Here is an 18,342-nt window from a genome sequence, read left to right as displayed (position 1 = left end):
AATACAAAAAAATAAATAATTACTAAACTTTTGTTTGATTTCTAGGGCGTGTTCAGGTAAAAAAAAATTTTCGTATTTTCAGTTTTAACATCTCTATGGTCGCAAATACCACGCCAAAATTTTTAAAATTTGTTAAAACCCGCATAAAATAAGATAAAAGCCTTATTTTCGCATAATTGATTTAATACTATGAAAAATTGGACTTTTAGGCAATGGAACACCGTTTCAGGATGGGTGATTTTCGTCATTGCGTTTTTCACGTACTTGTCCACAATAGAACCCAATTTCAGTTTTTGGGATTGTGGAGAGTACATTTCTTCTGCAGTAAAGCTTGAAGTAACGCACGCTCCAGGAGCGGCTTTATTCCAGATAGTGGGTGCCGTGGCAGCCATTTTTGCATTAGGGAAAGGCGAGAATTACTCCATCGTGATCAACGCGATGTCTGCATTGTTCAGTGCGCTGACTATTTTATTTTTGTTTTGGACGATCACTCATTTTGTGAGAAGACTTTTAAACAAGGATTTTGAAGAAATTACTAAACATCAGGAAATCTCCATTTTATTTGCAGGAGCAGTTGGAGCACTTTGCTTTACATTCTCAGATACATTCTGGTTTTCTGCGGTAGAAGGTGAAGTTTACTCAATGGCTTCAATGTTTATCGCTCTTTTGGTCTGGTTGATTACGAAATGGGAAAATGAGTATCAGGCAGCAGACAGTGAAAGATGGATTATCCTTATTTTCTTCGTTTTAGGACTTTCTGTTGGGGTACACATGATGTGTATGCTGGCAACTCCTATGGTATGTCTTGTATATTACGCAAGAAACTACAAGTTTACATGGAAAAATTTCATCATCGCTAATCTGATTACGCTGGCGATTCTGATCATTGTTTTCAAAATTATTTTCCCTCTGATCATGACGATGTTCGGAAGACTGGAAATATTCTTTGTAAACGGTCTTGGACTTCCTTTCCACTCAGGAACAATTGTAGCGTTTATTCTGATGGCTGCCCTTAGCTATTTCATTATCAGATATGCCAGAAAAACAAAAAGAAATCTATATCAGACTATAGCTTTATCTGTAGTGTATATGATTATTGGTTTCTCTTGCTGGATGGTAATCCCAATCAGAGCGAATGCTAACCCGCCAATGAACCTGAATGATCCGGATACTGCAATTGGTATGCTGGATTATTACAACAGAGAGCAGTATGGTGACTGGCCTACAATCTACGGACAAAACTATACCGCGTTCCTTGATGCTAACGGAATTGAAAAAAATGAAGACGGAAGCTTTAAGACAAAGAAGACCGGTGAAATCTACGAAAAAGATGAAAAAACCGGAACGTACAGAAAAACTGGAGACCGATTCAATTATGTATTCAACAAGTCTCAGGTAAGCTTAATGCCAAGAATGTTCAACGAGGATAAAGATGTAATGGCCAACTACATTTCAATGTATGGAGCGCCTGATTTTACATTCAATTATGCGAATGAAGATGTGGCAGACAATCCCCAGGCTAAGCAGATTTTTGATGAACTGAGAGCGAAGTATGAAGATAAGTCGATTACTGCTTCTGATTATCTGAAAGTAAAACCTTACAATCTTATCAACGTACAGAAGCCTTCTTTACTTCAGAATATGGATTATTTCATTTCTTTCCAGAACGGATATTATTTTGTAAGATATCTGATGTGGAACTTTGTAGGAAGACAGAACGACCTTGAAGGAAACATGGAAAGTACGAAAGGAAACTGGATTTCCGGTATCCCTTTCATTGATAATGCTATTGTAGGAAATCAGGATAAAATGCCTGCTAAATTTAAAAATGAAAGTACAGTAACCTTCTTCTTCCTTCCATTGATTTTAGGATTGATTGGATTCTTTTTCCAGCTGAACAGGGATTTTGGAAGATTCTATGCATTACTGTCCTTATTTATTATAACCAGTGTGGGAATTGTTTTTTACACAGGAGTAAAACCTTTCGAACCTAGAGAAAGAGATTATGCAATGGTAGGTTCATTCTACGCTTTTGCGATCTGGATCGGACTGGGAGCGGGAGCTATTTTATGGTTCTTACAGTTTAAAATAAAATCTAACGGAGCTAACATCGCTTTGGGAGTTGTATTATTAGGAGTTCCTTTTATGATGGGCTTCCAGAACTATAATGTTCATGACAGAAGTAACCGTTATACAGCCTATGATTATGCTTATTCAGTTTTAAAATCATTACCGAAAGATGGCATATTGTTCGTTTACGGTGACAACGATACTTATCCGGTTTGGGCAATCCAGGAAACGGAAAGATTCAGAGATGACGTTAAGGTAGTAAACTTTACTCTTGCGTCTACACCCTGGAACCTTGATCAGGTGAAAAGAAGAACTTACAATGCAAAGGGAATTCCTAGCCAGCTTACACACGAAGATTACAGAGATGGTGTAAACGACCAGATCTATATGATGAAGAAAGATGACTGGGAAGGAGTATTCTCTATGTTGAAAGAACAGGGAGTTCCGGATACGGAGTTCAAGGATTTCAGAAAATATCTTACACAGGATTCTTTAACATTGAAAGAAGCAATCAACTTCATTAAGTTCAAATCCCCTGAAAAAGATCAGCTACTGAAAATGTACTTCGGAGAAGAGAAATATGAGAAATATAACATCCTTCCTGTAAACAAATTCATCCTTCCTGTAAATAAGGAAAATGCATTAAAAGCAGGGATCATTAATCAGGCAGACCTTCCTAATGTAGCCAATCAGATTATGATTACTTACAAAGGAAATACTCTTTATAAAAATAACCTGATCCTGATGGACCTATTGGCGAACTTCGACTGGAAACGTCCAATCAACTTTTCATCAGGAGGAATCTATGACAGTGAAAATATTTTCTATCTTAACGATTATCTTCAGTTTGACGGTTTCAGTTACAGATTAGTTCCAATTCAGACACTGCCTACACCTGATGGTGATATGGGAAGAGTAGATGCCAATTCTCTTTATAATGTGGTGAAAAATTTCAGATGGGGGAACTTTAAAGATCTGAATGCTCATTTTGACGAAACAGCTACTTCTAATATTATCAGCTACAGAATGTCAGCAAGCAGAGCTGCTTCAGCACTTGCATTAAGCGGACAGAAAGCAAAAGCAATAGAAATTCTGGATCTTGCAGCAAAAGAAATTCCTGCTGAAAAATACAATGATCCCCGTTCACTAAGCTCTATGGTATCAGGATATATTATTGCAGGACAGGAGCAGAAAGGTCTTCAGCTTGCAGAAGTGCTTAAAAAAGGAATCTTTGAAGAATACGATTATTACCAAAGCCTTTCTAAAGCTGACCAAAGCTATCTGAGAAGACAGATGAGAACAAAGCCAATGGAATATTCTCTTGTAGTTTCAGCAGTTACAGATGCTTATACTAAAATTGGACAGAAAGAAAAAGCATATGCTTATCTGGTAAAATCTATAGAGCCAATTGATAAGAAGTTCAATGATTTTGTAAAAGATCTTGAGCAGATGGGCAAAGAAAAAGCGATGAAAGAATCTGAAGAAGTTCAAAAGATCACGCCATTCTATCAGTATCTATTTGATGTAATGGAACCTTTTGATTCTACTTATTCGAAAGAAAAAGAAAATCAGATTACCACTGCGATTATCAAAGCAACAAAATAAAATACTTTTAAAAACGGAACTTCGGTTCCGTTTTTTTATTATTGGGAATCCTGAATTTTAAGATTATATTTGTGGAATTAAAAATACAGAATGCCCGAAACACAAAATAGCAGGTTCCCAATCTATGCCGTCATTGTTACGGTTCTTTTTAAACTTCTTTTTTTACTGACGCACTACATTCAGGAAGATGCATTTATCACCTGGAGAGTAGCACAAAATCTTTTGGATTATGGAGTAATAGGTTTCAATGGAGATACCAAAATTTCTGCGTCCACTACACATCTGTACGTTTTTGTGTCCTACATTTTTAATCTGGTTTTTGGAAAAGAATATTTTATAGAACCTCTTTTGATCTTCAATTCAATACTGTTTACAATAGGGACATTATTTCTGTCTCATCTGGTTCTTAGAAACCCCTGGCATAAGGCTGTTTTCATATTTTTAGTCGGTATTCTGCCGTCGGCAATTAAGATTTCAATCCTTGGAATGGAATACGGAATTCTGTTTTTTCTCGAAATGGCACTGCTGTATTACGGGTTCAATAAAGGTAAGAAATGGGTGCTGACTCTTCTTCCGGTTCTGATTATGTTTACAAGAATTGATACAGTTATATTCTTAGGAATTGTATTTCTTGTCGATATATTCTGGAACAGAAAAATCAGATGGAATTATATTTTCGGAGGTATTCTGGGAGGGGTACTTACAGTCGCTTTTAACTGGTTTTATTTCGGAGAAGTGGTGAACAATACCATCACTGCAAAGAAGCTTCTGTATGAAGAGAGCTTTACTTTCCAACAGCATATCGGTTATTTTTTCAAAAGTTTTGGGAACTTCTGGGGAATGCTGAAGCTTCCGGGAGATTTCAATCCTGTGACCGTCATTGTCCTTATTTTTGAACTTCTTTGTTTCATTTACCTAATCAGACAGAGACAGAAGAGAAACTATTTTTTATGGATCATCTTTATTTTCGGATGGACAAAACAAATTCTTTTTATCTCTCAGAAAAGCCTGTTCGACTGGTATTACTGGGTGCCGCAGCTTCTGCTTTTCGTTCCGGTTCTTATCTTTGTACTGGAGCAGAAAGAGAAGAGAAACCTATGGCTGTCTATGCTTACTCTGTTTTATATCCTTCCGATGCTGGCATTCCAGACTATTCACTGCATTGCTACCGGAAATGGTGAGTGGAACTACAGAAGAACAATCGGATTATTTTTAAATAAATACGAAAAAGATAAAAACCAGTGGATTTTGCTGGAACCTGCTGGCTATGTACCTTATTTTTCCGGATTAAAAACAATTGATGAAGTAGGTCTGGTAGACAAGCAGATTCAGGAAGAGATCAAAAAAGATAAAGTTAATTACTGGATCAATACCGTAAAAGCCAGAAAACCAAAATACCTACTTTCTTATAAAAATCTTTACGAAGGAAATGATGCAGATTCTGAATACTATCAGACGCATTATAAACTGTTAAAAGAGTTCAGAGTGAAAGACCACCTGAACAGTGATAACAAAATTTTAGAGAAAATCTACCATCTGAAACCTTCCGGAACAGATTATAATTTATACATAAGAGTAGATTAAAAATAAAAATTAAAAAATCAGAGAGGTAAAATTATGATTAATCTTTAATAGTTATACCTCTCTGACACCCTCTAATGACACCTAATCCCTGAAAAAATGAAATACTGTGCTTTTCTCCGCGGCGTTAACGTAAAAGGAACCAACATGAAAATGGCTGATGTCTGCCAGGTTTTTAAAGAAGCCGGAATGGACGGGGTAACGTCTATTCTGGCCTCCGGAAATATTGTTTTTTCTTCAGATAAAAATGCCGGAGATTTAAAGTTACTGTTAGAAAAAGCAATGTCAGAGCGTTTTTCCTATGAAGCCTTTCTGTTTATAAAATCTCAGGAAGAAACAGAGGTTTTCTGGAACAGTATTCCTTTTGAAACCAATGAAGGATTTCATATTTACGCTTTCGTAGGAATTCCCGGGGTAGAAAAAGTTTTGCTGGAAGAGTTTCAGAAAGCGGCTCAGGTTGAGAATGAAAGGGCTGAAATCGTTAACGATATTTTTTACTGGAAGGTTCCAAAAGGGAATACATTAGATTCCGTGTTTGGAAAAGTTTTAGGAAAGAAAAGCCTGAAAGACCAGTTCACCAGCCGGAATATCAATACATTTGAGAAGGTTTTAAAGAAAATGAATGCCTGACGATCTATGGTTGTGAATAGCAGAAAAAGTCTCTTTCAAACTGCGGACATGACTGCAATATTCTTCCAAAATTCACTTACTCCCTTTCGGAAGTACCTCGACCTGGTTATATAACCGTCCGGAGGGTCTTTGGAAGCCCCTCTGCCCCCTTAGGTAAGTGGCTAAAGGTACTTAGGTAAGTGCCTCGAGGCTCTTAAGAAGGGGCTCGATACCGTTGAGCAACTGGCTGGAGACCGTTATCCAAGTACCTGGAGACACTTCAGAACTCCCTAAAGCAATAATCTGTTGCTGTAATCACATCCGGAAAAGATAATTTTGGATTTATAGTAAACAGTCTAGCCCCAAACAAAGGATAAAAATCCTTCCCCAATGCCAAGTCGCTGTTGTCCAGAGTTTGAAATATAAGATCTCCGTTCTGTCTTTCTCTTTTATGACTTCCGGTTCCCGAATCTTACATCTATTCCCGTCAAATAATTTCCATTTGTGAAACTTTCTCAGTATTTTTACTGAACTTTTTAATGACAACAGTATGATTCAGTATTTAGATAATATTCAGCACAAAGATTCAAAGAACTTTTTCCTTATCGCAGGACCTTGTATTATTGAAGGTGAAGATATGGCGCTTAGAATAGCTGAAAAAGTTATAAACATTACAGACAAGTATAATATTCCTTATATTTTCAAAGGAAGCTTCAAGAAAGCCAACAGAAGCCGTGTGGATTCTTTTACCTCAATTGGTGAAGAAAAATCTCTTGAGATCCTTAAAAAAGTAGGAGAGACGTTCAATATTCCTACCACAACGGATATTCATGAAAATGAACACGCCGCACTGGCCGCACAATATGTGGATGTTTTACAAATTCCTGCTTTCCTTGTACGTCAGACAGATTTATTGGTAGCAGCTGCAAAAACAGGTAAATGTGTTACCCTGAAAAAAGGACAGTTTCTTTCTCCGGAATCCATGAAGTTTGCCGTTCAGAAAGTGACAGATTCTGATAATCAGAAGGTAGCGATCATTGAAAGAGGAAATTCTTTCGGATATACAGACCTGATTGTAGATTACAGAGGAATTCCTACGATGAGAGAATATGCTCCCGTTATTTTGGATGTTACCCATTCATTACAGCAGCCTAACCAGAGCTCAGGAGTTACAGGAGGAAGACCGGATCTTATAGAAACTGTTGCCAAAGCAGGAATTGCTGTGGGAGCAGACGGAATTTTTATTGAGACACATCCTACACCGGAAACGGCATTATCTGATGGCGCTAATATGTTAAGACTTGATTTATTAGAAGATTTGTTACAAAAATTAACAAGAATTAGAGAATCCATTTTGTAATTGTTAAAAAAACATTAATTTTAGAAATTCTAAAATATTTCTTTTGAAAAAACTAGTTTTACCGCTAAGCCTTATGGTTCCTGTACTGCTTTTCTCCCAACATAGGAAAAAGGATACAGTGACCACTAAAGTGACCGATATAGAGGAAGTTGTCTTCCAGAAAAAAACAACCGGAAGAACCAACGACCTTACCAATGTAAGAATTTCAGCAAAAGAAGCTAAAGCAGTAGCTTCTATTAATGGGGGAATTGAAGGGTTGCTAAAAACATTACCTTCCGTAAACTCCAATACTGAGCTGTCTTCCCAATACATGGTTCGTGGTGGAAACTATGATGAAAACCTTATCTACATTAATGATATTGAGATCTACAGACCTTTCCTGATCAGAAATTCTCAACAGGAGGGGATGAGTATCATTAATCCCGATATGGTTTCCAGTGTGAATTTTTCTGCCGGAGGATTTGAAGCCAAGTATGGTGATAAAATGTCTTCTGCTTTAAATATCTATTACCGTGAGCCCGAGAAATTTGAAGTTTCGGGAGAAGCAAGCTTAATTGGGGGCAGACTGACAACCGGTCTGGCTTCTAAAAATAAAAAGTTTACCGCTTTATTTTCCGGAAGATACAGAAACACTAATCTTGTTCTTAATACCTTAAAGGAAGACACGGATTTTAACCCTACCTATTGGGATTTCCAATCTTATCTTAACTATCATGTCAATGACAAATTCTCTGTATCATTCATAGGATATTATTCTAAGAATGATTACGAAATGATTCCTAAGCAGAAGAGTGTTACTTTCGGGAGTCTTCAGCAGCCTATTACCGTTAACATCGGATATGGAGGTAAGGAGAATGACCAGTATAAGAACATGATGGGTACAGTTTCTATGAACTATAAGCCTGCAGACAAATGGAAGCTTACGTTGGATGCTTTTGCCTATCAGAACAGAGAAAAAGAATATTACACCATACAGTCAGCCTATGAATTGCAGACATTTGATCCTAAGACTCAGGAGCCTGTAGCTTCTTATGACGTTGGCGGGCAGATAGAGCATGCCAGAAACGATTTATTTGTAAGAACTTACGGAACACAGTTCAGGGCTAAATTTTCTCCTAATATAAATACCGATATCGAAGTCGGCTTTAAATACGAGAAAGAAAACCTTAAAGACCTTACCAACGAATGGAAACTTGTAGACTCTGCAGGATACAGTCTTCCAAGACCGGAAATCATTGATCCGAGAACCGGAGCTACAGGAGACCTTAAGCTGGCTTATTATATTGCAGGACAAAATAATATAGAACCTACGAGGCTTTCGGCTTATGCGCAGTATTCACAGAAATTTTACTGGGGAGCCAGTAAAGTATTTGTAAATGCCGGAGTGCGTGTTGCCAACTGGAGTTTTAATAAAGAAACCATATTCTCACCAAGAGCTCAGTTTGCCATAAAACCGGACTGGGACAGTGATATGTTGTTCAAAATTTCAGGAGGTATCTACTATCAGGCTCCTTTCTACAAAGAAATCAAAGATCTTGATGGTAATTTCAACCCGAATATAAAATCACAACGCTCTATCCAGGTAATTCTAGCCAACGATTACGAGTTCCAGATGTATGACAGACCGTTTAAACTGACAACGGAACTTTATTACAAGAAAATGGATAACCTGATTCCATATTATATGGATAATGTAAGGATTCGTTATGCCGGACAGAATAATTCTAAAGGATATGCATACGGTATTGATACCAGATTGTTCGGTGAATTTGTTCCCGGAGTAGATTCTTGGTTATCTGCAAGTTATGCGAGAGTTTATGAAAACATTGATGGGAGAGGAGATATTCCGAGACCTACCGATCAGAGATTAAGATTTGCAATGTTTTATCAGGATTATATGCCGCAATTCCCTTCTATGAGGGTGAATCTTACACTGGTATATGCAATGGGACTTCCAACGGGAGCGCCTGTTATGTTTAACAGTAACGGACAGCCTGATTTTACTTCAGCATACAATTACCAGAAAACACTTCCGTCTTATAAAAGAGTGGATATCGGTTTAACAAAAGTATTTATTGATCCGAAAGAGAAGAGCAAGAGATCCGGCTTCTGGGGTAACTTCGAGGAACTGACATTAGGCGTTCAGGTATTCAACGCATTTAATATCAACAATACGGTTGCCAACCAGTGGATCACAGATTATAATTCTACATCCACTAATATGTATCCGGTTCCGGTACGTCTTACAGGACGTTTCTTTAATGTAAAACTGGAATTCAGACTGTAGAACTGCCTTTGATTTTTCAATACTATTGAATAAAATCTGCCCAGCCTCCTAAGTCTGTGAGAAATAAAAATATAGAAAAAGCTTCCGAAAAATATTCGGGAGCTTTTTTGTTTTCCGGAATTTTATAACAACAATACCAAATTTTATAACAACGGTTTCATAGATATTTCTAACTTTGTCCTGTCAATGAAAAAGATTCTTGCCATATTGTTCTCTATTTTCTACTTCGGGTTTTCTTCCGGAGCAGCTTTCAGCGTTCATTATTGTATGAAAGAATTTGTTTCTGTGAGTAAGAAAGTAGATGACATCTGCGGAAAATGCGGCGTTAAAGATAAAAAAGGATGCTGCAAAACAGAAATAAAAATAGTAAAAGTAGATGATTCCCAAAAGTCTGATTTTCTTAAAATCGATTTTTTAAGTGCAATCTCAGAAATTCCGGTGAAACATCAGTTTACGGATATTGACAAATCTTTTTCGGCTACGAAATTTACTCAGATCCAGATCAATGCACCGCCCGAATACCGCCCGGTACCGATCTACATCAATCATTGTAATTTTAGAATTTAGAATCTGTCAGTCGTTTCCGGTAGTGTAAAAATACTGCTGCAGACGATATGCCCTGACGCATTTATCTATGCGTTGCCTATTTATTATTCTTTATAAAAAATTAATTCTAAAATTTAAAACAATGAAAAAGTATATCATTACAGCAGCCTTATCTCTATTCTCAATTATTTCACTTTCAGCACAGTCTAAAAAGGATGCGCAGGTTTCTAAACTGTATCAGAATTACATCGCAATCAAATCAGCGTTGGCTTCTGATGATGCTGACAAAACTTCAAAAGCAGCAAACGAATTTATAAAAACAGCTTCAACCATTGATTATAAATTAGTCTCTGAGGGAAATCTTAATGTTCTTAGAAAAGATGCCTCTGTAATTTCTGACGCAAGAAATGTAACTGCGCAAAGAGAAACTTTTTTAAATCTTTCAGACAATATGATTGCGCTGACCAAAGAGTTCAAGGTTTCTGAGAATCCAGTCTATGTACAGTATTGCCCTATGGCAGACGGCAACTGGCTAAGTGACGAAAAGCAGATCGTCAACCCTTACTACGGGAAATCTATGCTTTCTTGCGGAAGTGTAAAGTCAGAAATTAAATAATTATTGTATTATTCTTTAAAATAATGAGTTGTATACCTCGAGTTATCATTAGCTTTAAGGTATACAGCTTCTAAAAAGTTCGAAATATTATGAAAAAACTAATAATGTTTCTGCTTCTTTTATTCTCTGTTTTTACTTTCGCACAAACTGCAAAAACGTATTATACCTGTCCTATGCACCCTGAAGTAGTCTCTCCAAAACCAGGAGACTGCCCGAAGTGTAAAATGACTCTGGTAAAGAAAACGGTGGTTATAAAGCCTAAAGCAGCCGCTCAGCCACAGGTGAAAGCTGTACCCAAAACAGAGCCCAAAATAAAACCGGCAGAGACAAAAATCAATAAAACCAAAGTTGAAAAAAAGAGTGATTTAAAAAAAGTAAAGAAGACTCAGGAGCCTAGTAAAGCTAAGATTACAAAGCCTTCAATACTTCAAAAATCACAGATTTTATTCCCATCTAATCCTCAATCCCAGGCTAAAGCTTCTTATACCTGCCCGATGCATCCGGAAGTTATTTCCTCTCAACCGGGAAACTGCCCGAAATGCGGGATGGATCTTATTGAAAAAGAAAATTATCAGCCTAAAGCTGAAGCTCAGAAAGAAGAAAAGTCTGTTTTGAAAAGAAATTCTGAAAACGGGAAAGTTACTTTTGGAGGAAAAACAGTTCGCTATGATCTGTATGTAAAAGATACCATTGTTAATTTTACAGGAAAAAACAGAAGAGCGCTCGCTATTAATGGAAAGCTTCAGGCTCCTACTTTATATTTTACGGAAGGAGATACTGCTGAAATTTACCTGCACAATATGCTTAAGGAAAACACAGGACTCCACTGGCATGGCGTCATTCTTCCAAATGAACAGGATGGCGTTCCGTATCTTACTACTAAACCTGTAAAGCCGGGCGAAACTCATCTTTATAAGTTCAGAGTATCTCAAAATGGAACGTACTGGTATCATTCTCACGAAGCTCTGCAGGAGCAGATAGGAATGAACGGTATTCTGGTTTTCAAAAAAGAGAAGGAGAGCCAAAAACCGAATATAATGCTGAAATTCCTGTACTGTTAGGAGACTGGAGTGATGACGATCCCATGCAGATCGCCCGAAGACTTCACATGGCCAATACAGACTGGTATGCAGTGAAAAAAAATGCTGTACAGAGTTATTGGGAAGCTATCAAGTCCGGAAATTTCGGAACGAAAGCCTTAAATGAATGGAAAAGGATGGAAGCAATGGATGTAAGTGATGTATATTACGATAAATTCCTGATTAACGGGACTCCCAGCTCAGACTATTCCAATTTAAAAGCGGGTGATAAAGTGAGATTAAGAGTGGCAAATGGCGGATCGTCTACTTATTTCTGGCTGAATTACGGCGGCGGAAAAATAAAAGTGGTAGGAAATGATGGTAATGATGTAGTTCCGGTAGAAGTTGACCGTTTGATAGTAGGGGTTTCAGAAACCTATGATATTGAAGTGACTATACCTGAGAATAAAAGCTTTGAGTTCCGAGCGACTTCAGAAGACAGGATAGGGCATGCTTCACTTTGGCTTGGAGCAGGTGAAAAGGTGGAAGCTCCCAATCTTCCAAGACTGATGCTTTTTGAAGGAATGAAAATGATGAACGGGATGATGGAGATGAGCGGGAATATGAAGCCGATGAACATGACAATGGGTAATCAGATGATGGATATGAACGAAGTAATGTACCCGGAATTATCTGAAAACCAAAGAAAAACTACTGCAAAGCACATCAATGAGATGATGGGAGTGAAGAGTAGAGAAGAGAAAAAAGAGGGCCACTCTCAGCATTCAGGGATGGATATGAAAGAGGAGAAAACCATTAAAAGACTGTCGTACAATATTTTAAAATCTCCGGAAAAAACAATTCTTCCAACAGACAGTATCCGTGAGATAAAGTTTACTTTAGAAGGAAATATGAACCACTATCTGTGGACATTAGATAATAAAACGGTTACAGAAACGGACAAGATCATGATCAAAAAAGGGGAGATCCTTAGAATTAAAATGTATAATAACTCTATGATGCGGCACCCGATGCACCTTCATGGTCATGATTTCAGACTGATTAATTCAAAAGGGGAATATTCGCCATTGAAAAATGTGGTAGATATTATGCCCATGGAAACGGTAACGATAGAGTTTGCGGCTAATCAGGATGGTGACTGGTTTTTCCACTGTCATATCTTATATCATATGATGGCAGGAATGGGAAGAATTTTCAGTTATGAAAATTCTAAACCGAATCCACAGCTTCCGAACAGAAAACTGGCATGGAAAAACTTTATTCAGGATAATAAAATGACCAGTTCTATGGCGATGCTGGATGTAGCAAGCAATAAGATACATGCTGAAACAATGACGATGTTCGGACCAAGATGGGCGAATCTTAATGAGTTTCATTCTAACTGGAATTTTGATCATTTTGAAGGAAGCGCTAAAGTGGGAAGATTCCTAGGGAAATTCCAATGGGCACTGCCTTATGCAGGAGTCAGAGTTCAAAAAAATCATGAGATTATGGAAAGAAAGATGGCCGAAGATATGGGAATGGATTTTCATGGTAAGAAGACCTGGTTTGGACAGCAGAAAGCTTCAAAAAACAAGTTTGCATTCATTGTCGGGATGCAGTATGTATTACCTATGCTGATTACTGCTGACGCAAGTGTAGATCAAAACGGGAAAGTTCTTTTAGAGTTGAGCAGAGAAGATATTCCGCTTTCCAGAAGGCTGAGAGGAAACTTCAGTGTCAATTCAGATGGTGAATTTTCTACGGGAGTGAGATATATCGTTCAGAAATGGTTATCTCTTTCAGGAAATTATGATAACGAAATGGGATGGGGCGCTGGCCTTACTTTTACCTATTAATTAAAATCCATTATATATAAAAAGACTGTCTCATTGAGGCAGTCTTTTTTCTTAACCCAATTATTTGTAAAGAACTGTAAATAATTATAATCATCTTTGTTATTCTGTGAAAATCTATGGTCTAAAAAAATTACAAAACATAGAGAGGATCAAAACAAAAGCCACCTCAATATTGAGATGGCTTTATTCTATTTAAATCAGATGTCTTATTTAGAAGCTTCTGCAGTTTTTTTCTTTTCTGTTGGGGTGTAGGTCACCTTTTTTATATCAACGGTCATTTCTTTCAGACGTTTTGCCACATTTTCAGGCATTTCTTTCTGATACCTTCCTCCAATGACTTCTGAAAGGAATTTTTCTGCTGCGGCATTCATAGCCATGCTGTTAACCGGTTTGCGGAATCCGTGGCCCTCATCATCAGCAAGAATATAGTCAACCTTTTTACCTTTATCACGAAGTGCAATGACAATCTGATCGGCTTCTGCCTGCTTTACCCTGGGGTCATTAGCACCCTGAACAATCAGCAATGGCTTATTGATTTTATCTACACTGAATAGGGGACTTGCATCATGCATTAGTTTCTTACCCTCCTCAGTTCTGGGGTCACCTACCATTCCGTATAGGAAAGCACGTCCGGATTCCCAATACGCAGGTACTGAATCCAGTAGGGTAAACAGGTTGCTTGGTCCTACAATATCTACTCCGGCAGCATACACATCGGGCGTGAATGCAAGACCTGCCAGTGTAGCGTATCCACCGTAGCTTCCTCCCATAATGGCAACCTTATTTTTATCAGCAATTCCCTGATCAATCAGATATTTTACTCCCCACGTGATATCATCCTGCATCAGTTTTCCCCATTGCAGGTCTCCTCCGTTCTGGAACTTTTTACCATAGCCTCCGCTTGCCCTGAAGTTAGGCTGTAATACAGCGTATCCTCTGTTTGCTAAGAATTGTACTACTGAGTTATATCCCCAATAATCTCTGGGACCTTTTGGGCCTCCGTGAACTAAAACAACTACAGGAACATTCTTTCCGGTTGACCCCACGGGTAGAGTCAGATAAGCAGGAATTTCAAGTCCGTCGCTGCTTTTATAGCTGACAGGAGTCATAGGAGCCAGATACTTTTCTACTTTTTTCAGTTCTGCTCTCGGAGTATACTGGAAAATAAGCTGTTGGGTTTTAGGATCAAAGAAATGAGCTTCGGAAGCATATTTATCACCTCCTACGGAGACTAGAAATTTAGAATAATCATTCGTTGAGCTGGCAAAGCTGACCTCTCTTCCAGGGAATTTACTTTGTAAGAATTTATAGTTGGCTTCCCACGCTTTGTCTTTCCAGTAATATTCGGTTTTATCTCCGGTATAAGAAGTGGAAATGATTTTTCTGGTATTTCTGTCCATAAATAACCCTCCAAAATCTACTTTGCCTTTAGGATCGCTTTCTACTTTTGTGATTTCCTTTGTTTTTGGGTCCATCAGGAATAATGCCGACTTGTCCAGGTCTCCTTTATTAGTAACCAGGTAGAATTTAGAATTATCTTCATTCCAGCTTGTAATGTATGCATTTTCAGTTACCAGTGTCTCATAGATAGGGCTTAGCTTCTCGCCCTCTTTATAAAAGAAGGTCGTAGTTCCTTTATCGTCTGTTTTGGATAAAACTCTCAATTTTTCATCCCAGTCGAAGTCATACCCTGTAATACGATCTTTATTTTCATAGATTTTTTTCAGTTCTCCGGTAGAAATCTTCAGTGAGTATAAGTCATGCCATGCTTTATCACGGTTGTTGAGCCCTATCATCAGCTGGTCAGGATCTTTTCTGCTTATCAGATAGATCTGGACTGCCACTTCTTTGAGAGGTGTTATATTTCTTGATGCGGGAACTCCGTTGGTTGCTTTTGCCATAGGATCTACCGCAAAAACGTTCATATTTTCATCGCCATTATTGTCTTTTACATACAAGATGTATTTTCCGTCTTCTGACCAGAAATAGGCATTAATCGGACGCTTGCTGTCTGTTAATGGACGTGCTTTTTCAAAAGGTTCATCAATCTTTTTTACCCAGATGTTCATGATTCCCCCGTATTCTTTTGTAAATGAGATCCATTTACCATCGGGACTCAGCTGTCCTCCCGAAATTTCAGGGTTTCCAAAGAATAACCCCCTGTCCAGTAATGGAGCTTCCTGCGCTTTTGCCGTATTAACTCCTATCAATAAGAGCAGTACATAAAAAATTCTTTTCATAGTATTTGTTATTTGATTGTGATGAATAGATGATTATACTTTTTTACATATTCTTTTTTATGGTGATTTTTTCAAAGCTTTACATTTCCAGTTCTATAATTTTTCTTGCCATCTTTTGATGAATGCTCTCAGGAATCATACTCATCAGGAAGTTACGCAGTGTATTTCCCCGTTCCCATTGAGAAAATTTCCCAATACTACGGCTTGTACTGACAATATAATCCACCTTTTTCCTTCTTACATTTTGAAACGCTTCAAAAACAGCATTAAAGTCCCTGTCTTTCTCCAGCAATCTGCCGATAATATAAGCATCTTCAATCGCCTGGCAGGCTCCCTGTCCCATATTCGGAGTCGTGGCGTGTGCGGCATCACCAATCAGGCACAGGTTTTCAGAATACCATGTTGGAATAGGAGTGAGGTCGGAAATGTCATTACATATCAGATTTTCTTCAACAGTGGCTTCAATAATATTTAAAATTAAAGGATCAAAATCATGATAAATATCCCGTAACTTTAAAGAGCTGTCAAAGCTATTCTCATTGATACATGCATACCAGTATACTTTTTTGTCAGAAAGTTTGACAAAGCCAAACCGTTTTCCTTTTCCCCATATTTCGAAGGCCTCCTGATGGTATTTCTCCGGCAGATCAAAATCCAGCAGGCCACGCCAGCATTTCTGGCCTGAGCTTCGGATAATTCCGGTTTTTAAAATCTGCTTTCGGATAGGGGACTTTATACCATCCGCTCCAAAAACTATTTTACTTTCAATTTGAATTTCGTTTTTAAAATCTAAGACGTAATTTTCTTTTTTCTCTATTTTTTCTAAAGAATGATCCAGCTTAATAGAATCAGGATTTAAGTTTTCAGCCAGAATCTTCTGAAGATCGGCCCTGTGGATGGCTACATTACAGGAATTGTACTGGTTTTCAAGTTCAAGTACCTCTGTTTTGGAAATAGGTCTTAAAGATTCATTGGCTATTGTAATTCTGTGAATTTTATTACCGGCGTTTTCAATTTTTTCTTTCAATCCCAATTGGTCAAAAACCTGCATCGCATTAACGGCCATCATTATTCCGGCTCCCACAGGTTTTATTTCAGGAGCAGATTCATAGATCGTAAAATCATACTGATGCTGCTTCAGAACATTCCCTAATGTAAGTCCGCCAATTCCGGCTCCGATGATTGAAATGGTATTCATGAGATTGATTCAATGCTTGTTGATATAAAACTTATAACGCTAAAATATAGCTCTCTGATACTTTTTTAAAACCATATTTACTGAAAAAATTATGGGCTCCATGATTGTTCACACCGCTTTCCAGTAAAATGAAGCTTATGTTCCAGCCTTTAGAAGCCTGAATGGCTTTCTCCAAAAGTTTGCTTCCAAGAGACTGCCCGCGTACCGACTGGTCCAACAGCATATCTTCTAAAATCGCATACTTTTTAAAAGGGCTGTTGATCACATTGAAAACCATCATTCCGACAATCTCTCCGTTCTCATTTTCTGCAATTAAAATATTCAGTTTAGAACTGCCGTCAGAATTAAAATCTGTAATGAGCTGCTCTGTTAATATCACTTCGAGATCTGGATTCCAGTGATGAGAATCTATCGCTCTTCCGGACATCATTTCGCCATGGGAAATATAGGAATCAGTTTTATGGGTGATAAAAAAGTCTACCAGTTCTTTTACACGTGCTTTATCAGTGAGCCATTTTGTAGTATATTTCATAAGTGTTTGGTTTTAAATATTTTTCTTCTCAACAGGAGGTATCATATCTCCCGGACTAATGGTGTACAGCAGAGGGGGATAAACGAAATCCAATGATCTGTTTTCCTGACCTCTCAGTTTAAAAAACTCTGATTCCTGTTCTTTGTCCGCTAATGTCAATACTTCTCCGGAAGGAAAATAAGGCTTTTCATTATTGAACTGAACAGATATTTTCGACTTTCGGAACGTAATTCCCAGCCATTTATTATCATTGGCCGCCTTTTTTGGATCAGGTGCTGTATTCAGCACAATTTTATGCTGAAATTTTCTGTTGGTTTCCACAGAAAATAAAATAACAGAGTTATGGTGCAAAATAATTTCAAATTCTTCATCTGTTAATTTATCTTTCACGACAAGTTTTCTCAACTGAAAATCTTCCAGTTCGTCCGGCTGCTCATAGCATGAGAAAAGTCCTATAAAAGAGTTACTTTCTAAATCTAAAGCCTGATCGGAATGAAAACCCATCTTGGAGTAAGTAGAATCATACACTTCAATTAACGCATTGTCAAAATACTGTACCGGTATTTCTGTATTTTCGGATAAAAGAGTTGCATTAATCTGTTCAATAAGTTTCTCATGAATTTCCGAAAACGCAGCTGCCGGAATATGATATCGGGTCGTGGTTCTTACAATTGAGATATCTTTACCTTCCACTTTTACCAGATGATTTCCTAGTCTTCCTTTTCCTGTTAACTCAAATTCAGCTGAATGGAATAAATCCATAAACATATTACGGTCTAAAGGAAGCTGTATTTTTTGAAAGTCGCTTCTATTCATTTTT

At 37.7% G+C, this 18,342-nt stretch carries 11 protein-coding genes and 1 pseudogene; 8 read left to right on the top strand and 4 right to left on the bottom strand.

The genetic code is table 11. From position 1 onward, the window contains the following. Positions 1–189: 189 nt before the first annotated feature. From LF887_RS12140 to LF887_RS12105, 8 genes and pseudogenes are all read left to right on the top strand, one after another. A complete protein-coding gene (locus LF887_RS12140; RefSeq protein WP_236854466.1) occupies positions 190–3,675 on the top strand; it encodes a DUF2723 domain-containing protein in 3,486 nt (1,161 codons plus the stop codon). Positions 3,676–3,765: 90 nt separating this feature from the next. Beyond that, entirely contained in the window at positions 3,766–5,259 is a 1,494-nt protein-coding gene (locus LF887_RS12135; RefSeq protein WP_236854465.1) for a hypothetical protein, read from the top strand. Between the two features lie 96 nt (positions 5,260–5,355). Continuing rightward, complete coding sequence (locus tag LF887_RS12130) at positions 5,356–5,886, top strand: DUF1697 domain-containing protein (protein ID WP_236854464.1); 531 nt, start codon at positions 5,356–5,358, stop codon at positions 5,884–5,886. A gap of 529 nt (positions 5,887–6,415) precedes the next feature. After that, positions 6,416–7,225, top strand: coding sequence for a 3-deoxy-8-phosphooctulonate synthase (kdsA, locus tag LF887_RS12125; protein ID WP_076351837.1), 810 nt, complete (start codon positions 6,416–6,418; stop codon positions 7,223–7,225). A 43-nt stretch (positions 7,226–7,268) separates the two neighbouring features. Beyond that, positions 7,269–9,512, top strand: coding sequence for a TonB-dependent receptor plug domain-containing protein (locus LF887_RS12120; RefSeq protein ID WP_236859457.1), 2,244 nt, complete (start codon positions 7,269–7,271; stop codon positions 9,510–9,512). A gap of 186 nt (positions 9,513–9,698) precedes the next feature. Beyond that, positions 9,699–10,079: an HYC_CC_PP family protein gene (locus LF887_RS12115; protein WP_236859456.1), complete on the top strand. Its 381-nt coding sequence runs from the start codon at positions 9,699–9,701 to the stop codon at positions 10,077–10,079. A 121-nt stretch (positions 10,080–10,200) separates the two neighbouring features. After that, entirely contained in the window at positions 10,201–10,674 is a 474-nt protein-coding gene (locus LF887_RS12110) for a DUF3347 domain-containing protein (RefSeq protein ID WP_236859455.1), read from the top strand. Positions 10,675–10,778: 104 nt separating this feature from the next. Next, a pseudogene (locus LF887_RS12105) lies at positions 10,779–13,552 on the top strand (multicopper oxidase domain-containing protein). 206 nt (positions 13,553–13,758) lie between these two features. Here the strand turns inward: LF887_RS12105 and LF887_RS12100 are convergent. The 4 genes from LF887_RS12100 to LF887_RS12085 all read right to left on the bottom strand — a co-directional run bounded on the left by LF887_RS12100 (position 13,759) and on the right by LF887_RS12085 (position 18,338). Next, complete coding sequence (locus LF887_RS12100; protein WP_236859454.1) at positions 13,759–15,792, bottom strand: S9 family peptidase; 2,034 nt, start codon at positions 15,790–15,792, stop codon at positions 13,759–13,761. A gap of 79 nt (positions 15,793–15,871) precedes the next feature. Beyond that, positions 15,872–16,990, bottom strand: coding sequence for an FAD-dependent monooxygenase (locus LF887_RS12095; RefSeq protein ID WP_236859453.1), 1,119 nt, complete (start codon positions 16,988–16,990; stop codon positions 15,872–15,874). Between the two features lie 31 nt (positions 16,991–17,021). Further along, a complete protein-coding gene (locus LF887_RS12090; protein WP_236859452.1) occupies positions 17,022–17,522 on the bottom strand; it encodes a GNAT family N-acetyltransferase in 501 nt (166 codons plus the stop codon). 12 nt (positions 17,523–17,534) lie between these two features. Beyond that, positions 17,535–18,338 (bottom strand): alpha-ketoglutarate-dependent dioxygenase AlkB, encoded by an 804-nt coding sequence (locus LF887_RS12085; RefSeq protein ID WP_236859451.1) that lies wholly within the window; start codon positions 18,336–18,338, stop codon positions 17,535–17,537. Positions 18,339–18,342: the final 4 nt, after the last annotated feature.

Source organism: Chryseobacterium sp. MEBOG06, assembly GCF_021869765.1.
In the GTDB taxonomy this organism is placed as follows: domain Bacteria; phylum Bacteroidota; class Bacteroidia; order Flavobacteriales; family Weeksellaceae; genus Chryseobacterium.
This window is presented reverse-complemented; position numbering and strand designations above follow the sequence as displayed.

Bases quoted from the DNA above. Each gene is read 5' to 3' on its own strand.
- LF887_RS12140 (WP_236854466.1), top strand. From the start codon at position 190: ATGAAAAATTGGACTTTTAGGCAATGGAACACCGTTTCAGGATGGGTG.
- LF887_RS12135 (WP_236854465.1), top strand. From the start codon at position 3,766: ATGCCCGAAACACAAAATAGCAGGTTCCCAATCTATGCCGTCATTGTT.
- LF887_RS12130 (WP_236854464.1), top strand. From the start codon at position 5,356: ATGAAATACTGTGCTTTTCTCCGCGGCGTTAACGTAAAAGGAACCAAC.
- kdsA (WP_076351837.1), top strand. From the start codon at position 6,416: ATGATTCAGTATTTAGATAATATTCAGCACAAAGATTCAAAGAACTTT.
- LF887_RS12115 (WP_236859456.1), top strand. From the start codon at position 9,699: ATGAAAAAGATTCTTGCCATATTGTTCTCTATTTTCTACTTCGGGTTT.
- LF887_RS12110 (WP_236859455.1), top strand. From the start codon at position 10,201: ATGAAAAAGTATATCATTACAGCAGCCTTATCTCTATTCTCAATTATT.
- LF887_RS12100 (WP_236859454.1), bottom strand. From the start codon at position 15,792: ATGAAAAGAATTTTTTATGTACTGCTCTTATTGATAGGAGTTAATACG.
- LF887_RS12095 (WP_236859453.1), bottom strand. From the start codon at position 16,990: ATGAATACCATTTCAATCATCGGAGCCGGAATTGGCGGACTTACATTA.
- LF887_RS12090 (WP_236859452.1), bottom strand. From the start codon at position 17,522: ATGAAATATACTACAAAATGGCTCACTGATAAAGCACGTGTAAAAGAA.
- LF887_RS12085 (WP_236859451.1), bottom strand. From the start codon at position 18,338: ATGAATAGAAGCGACTTTCAAAAAATACAGCTTCCTTTAGACCGTAAT.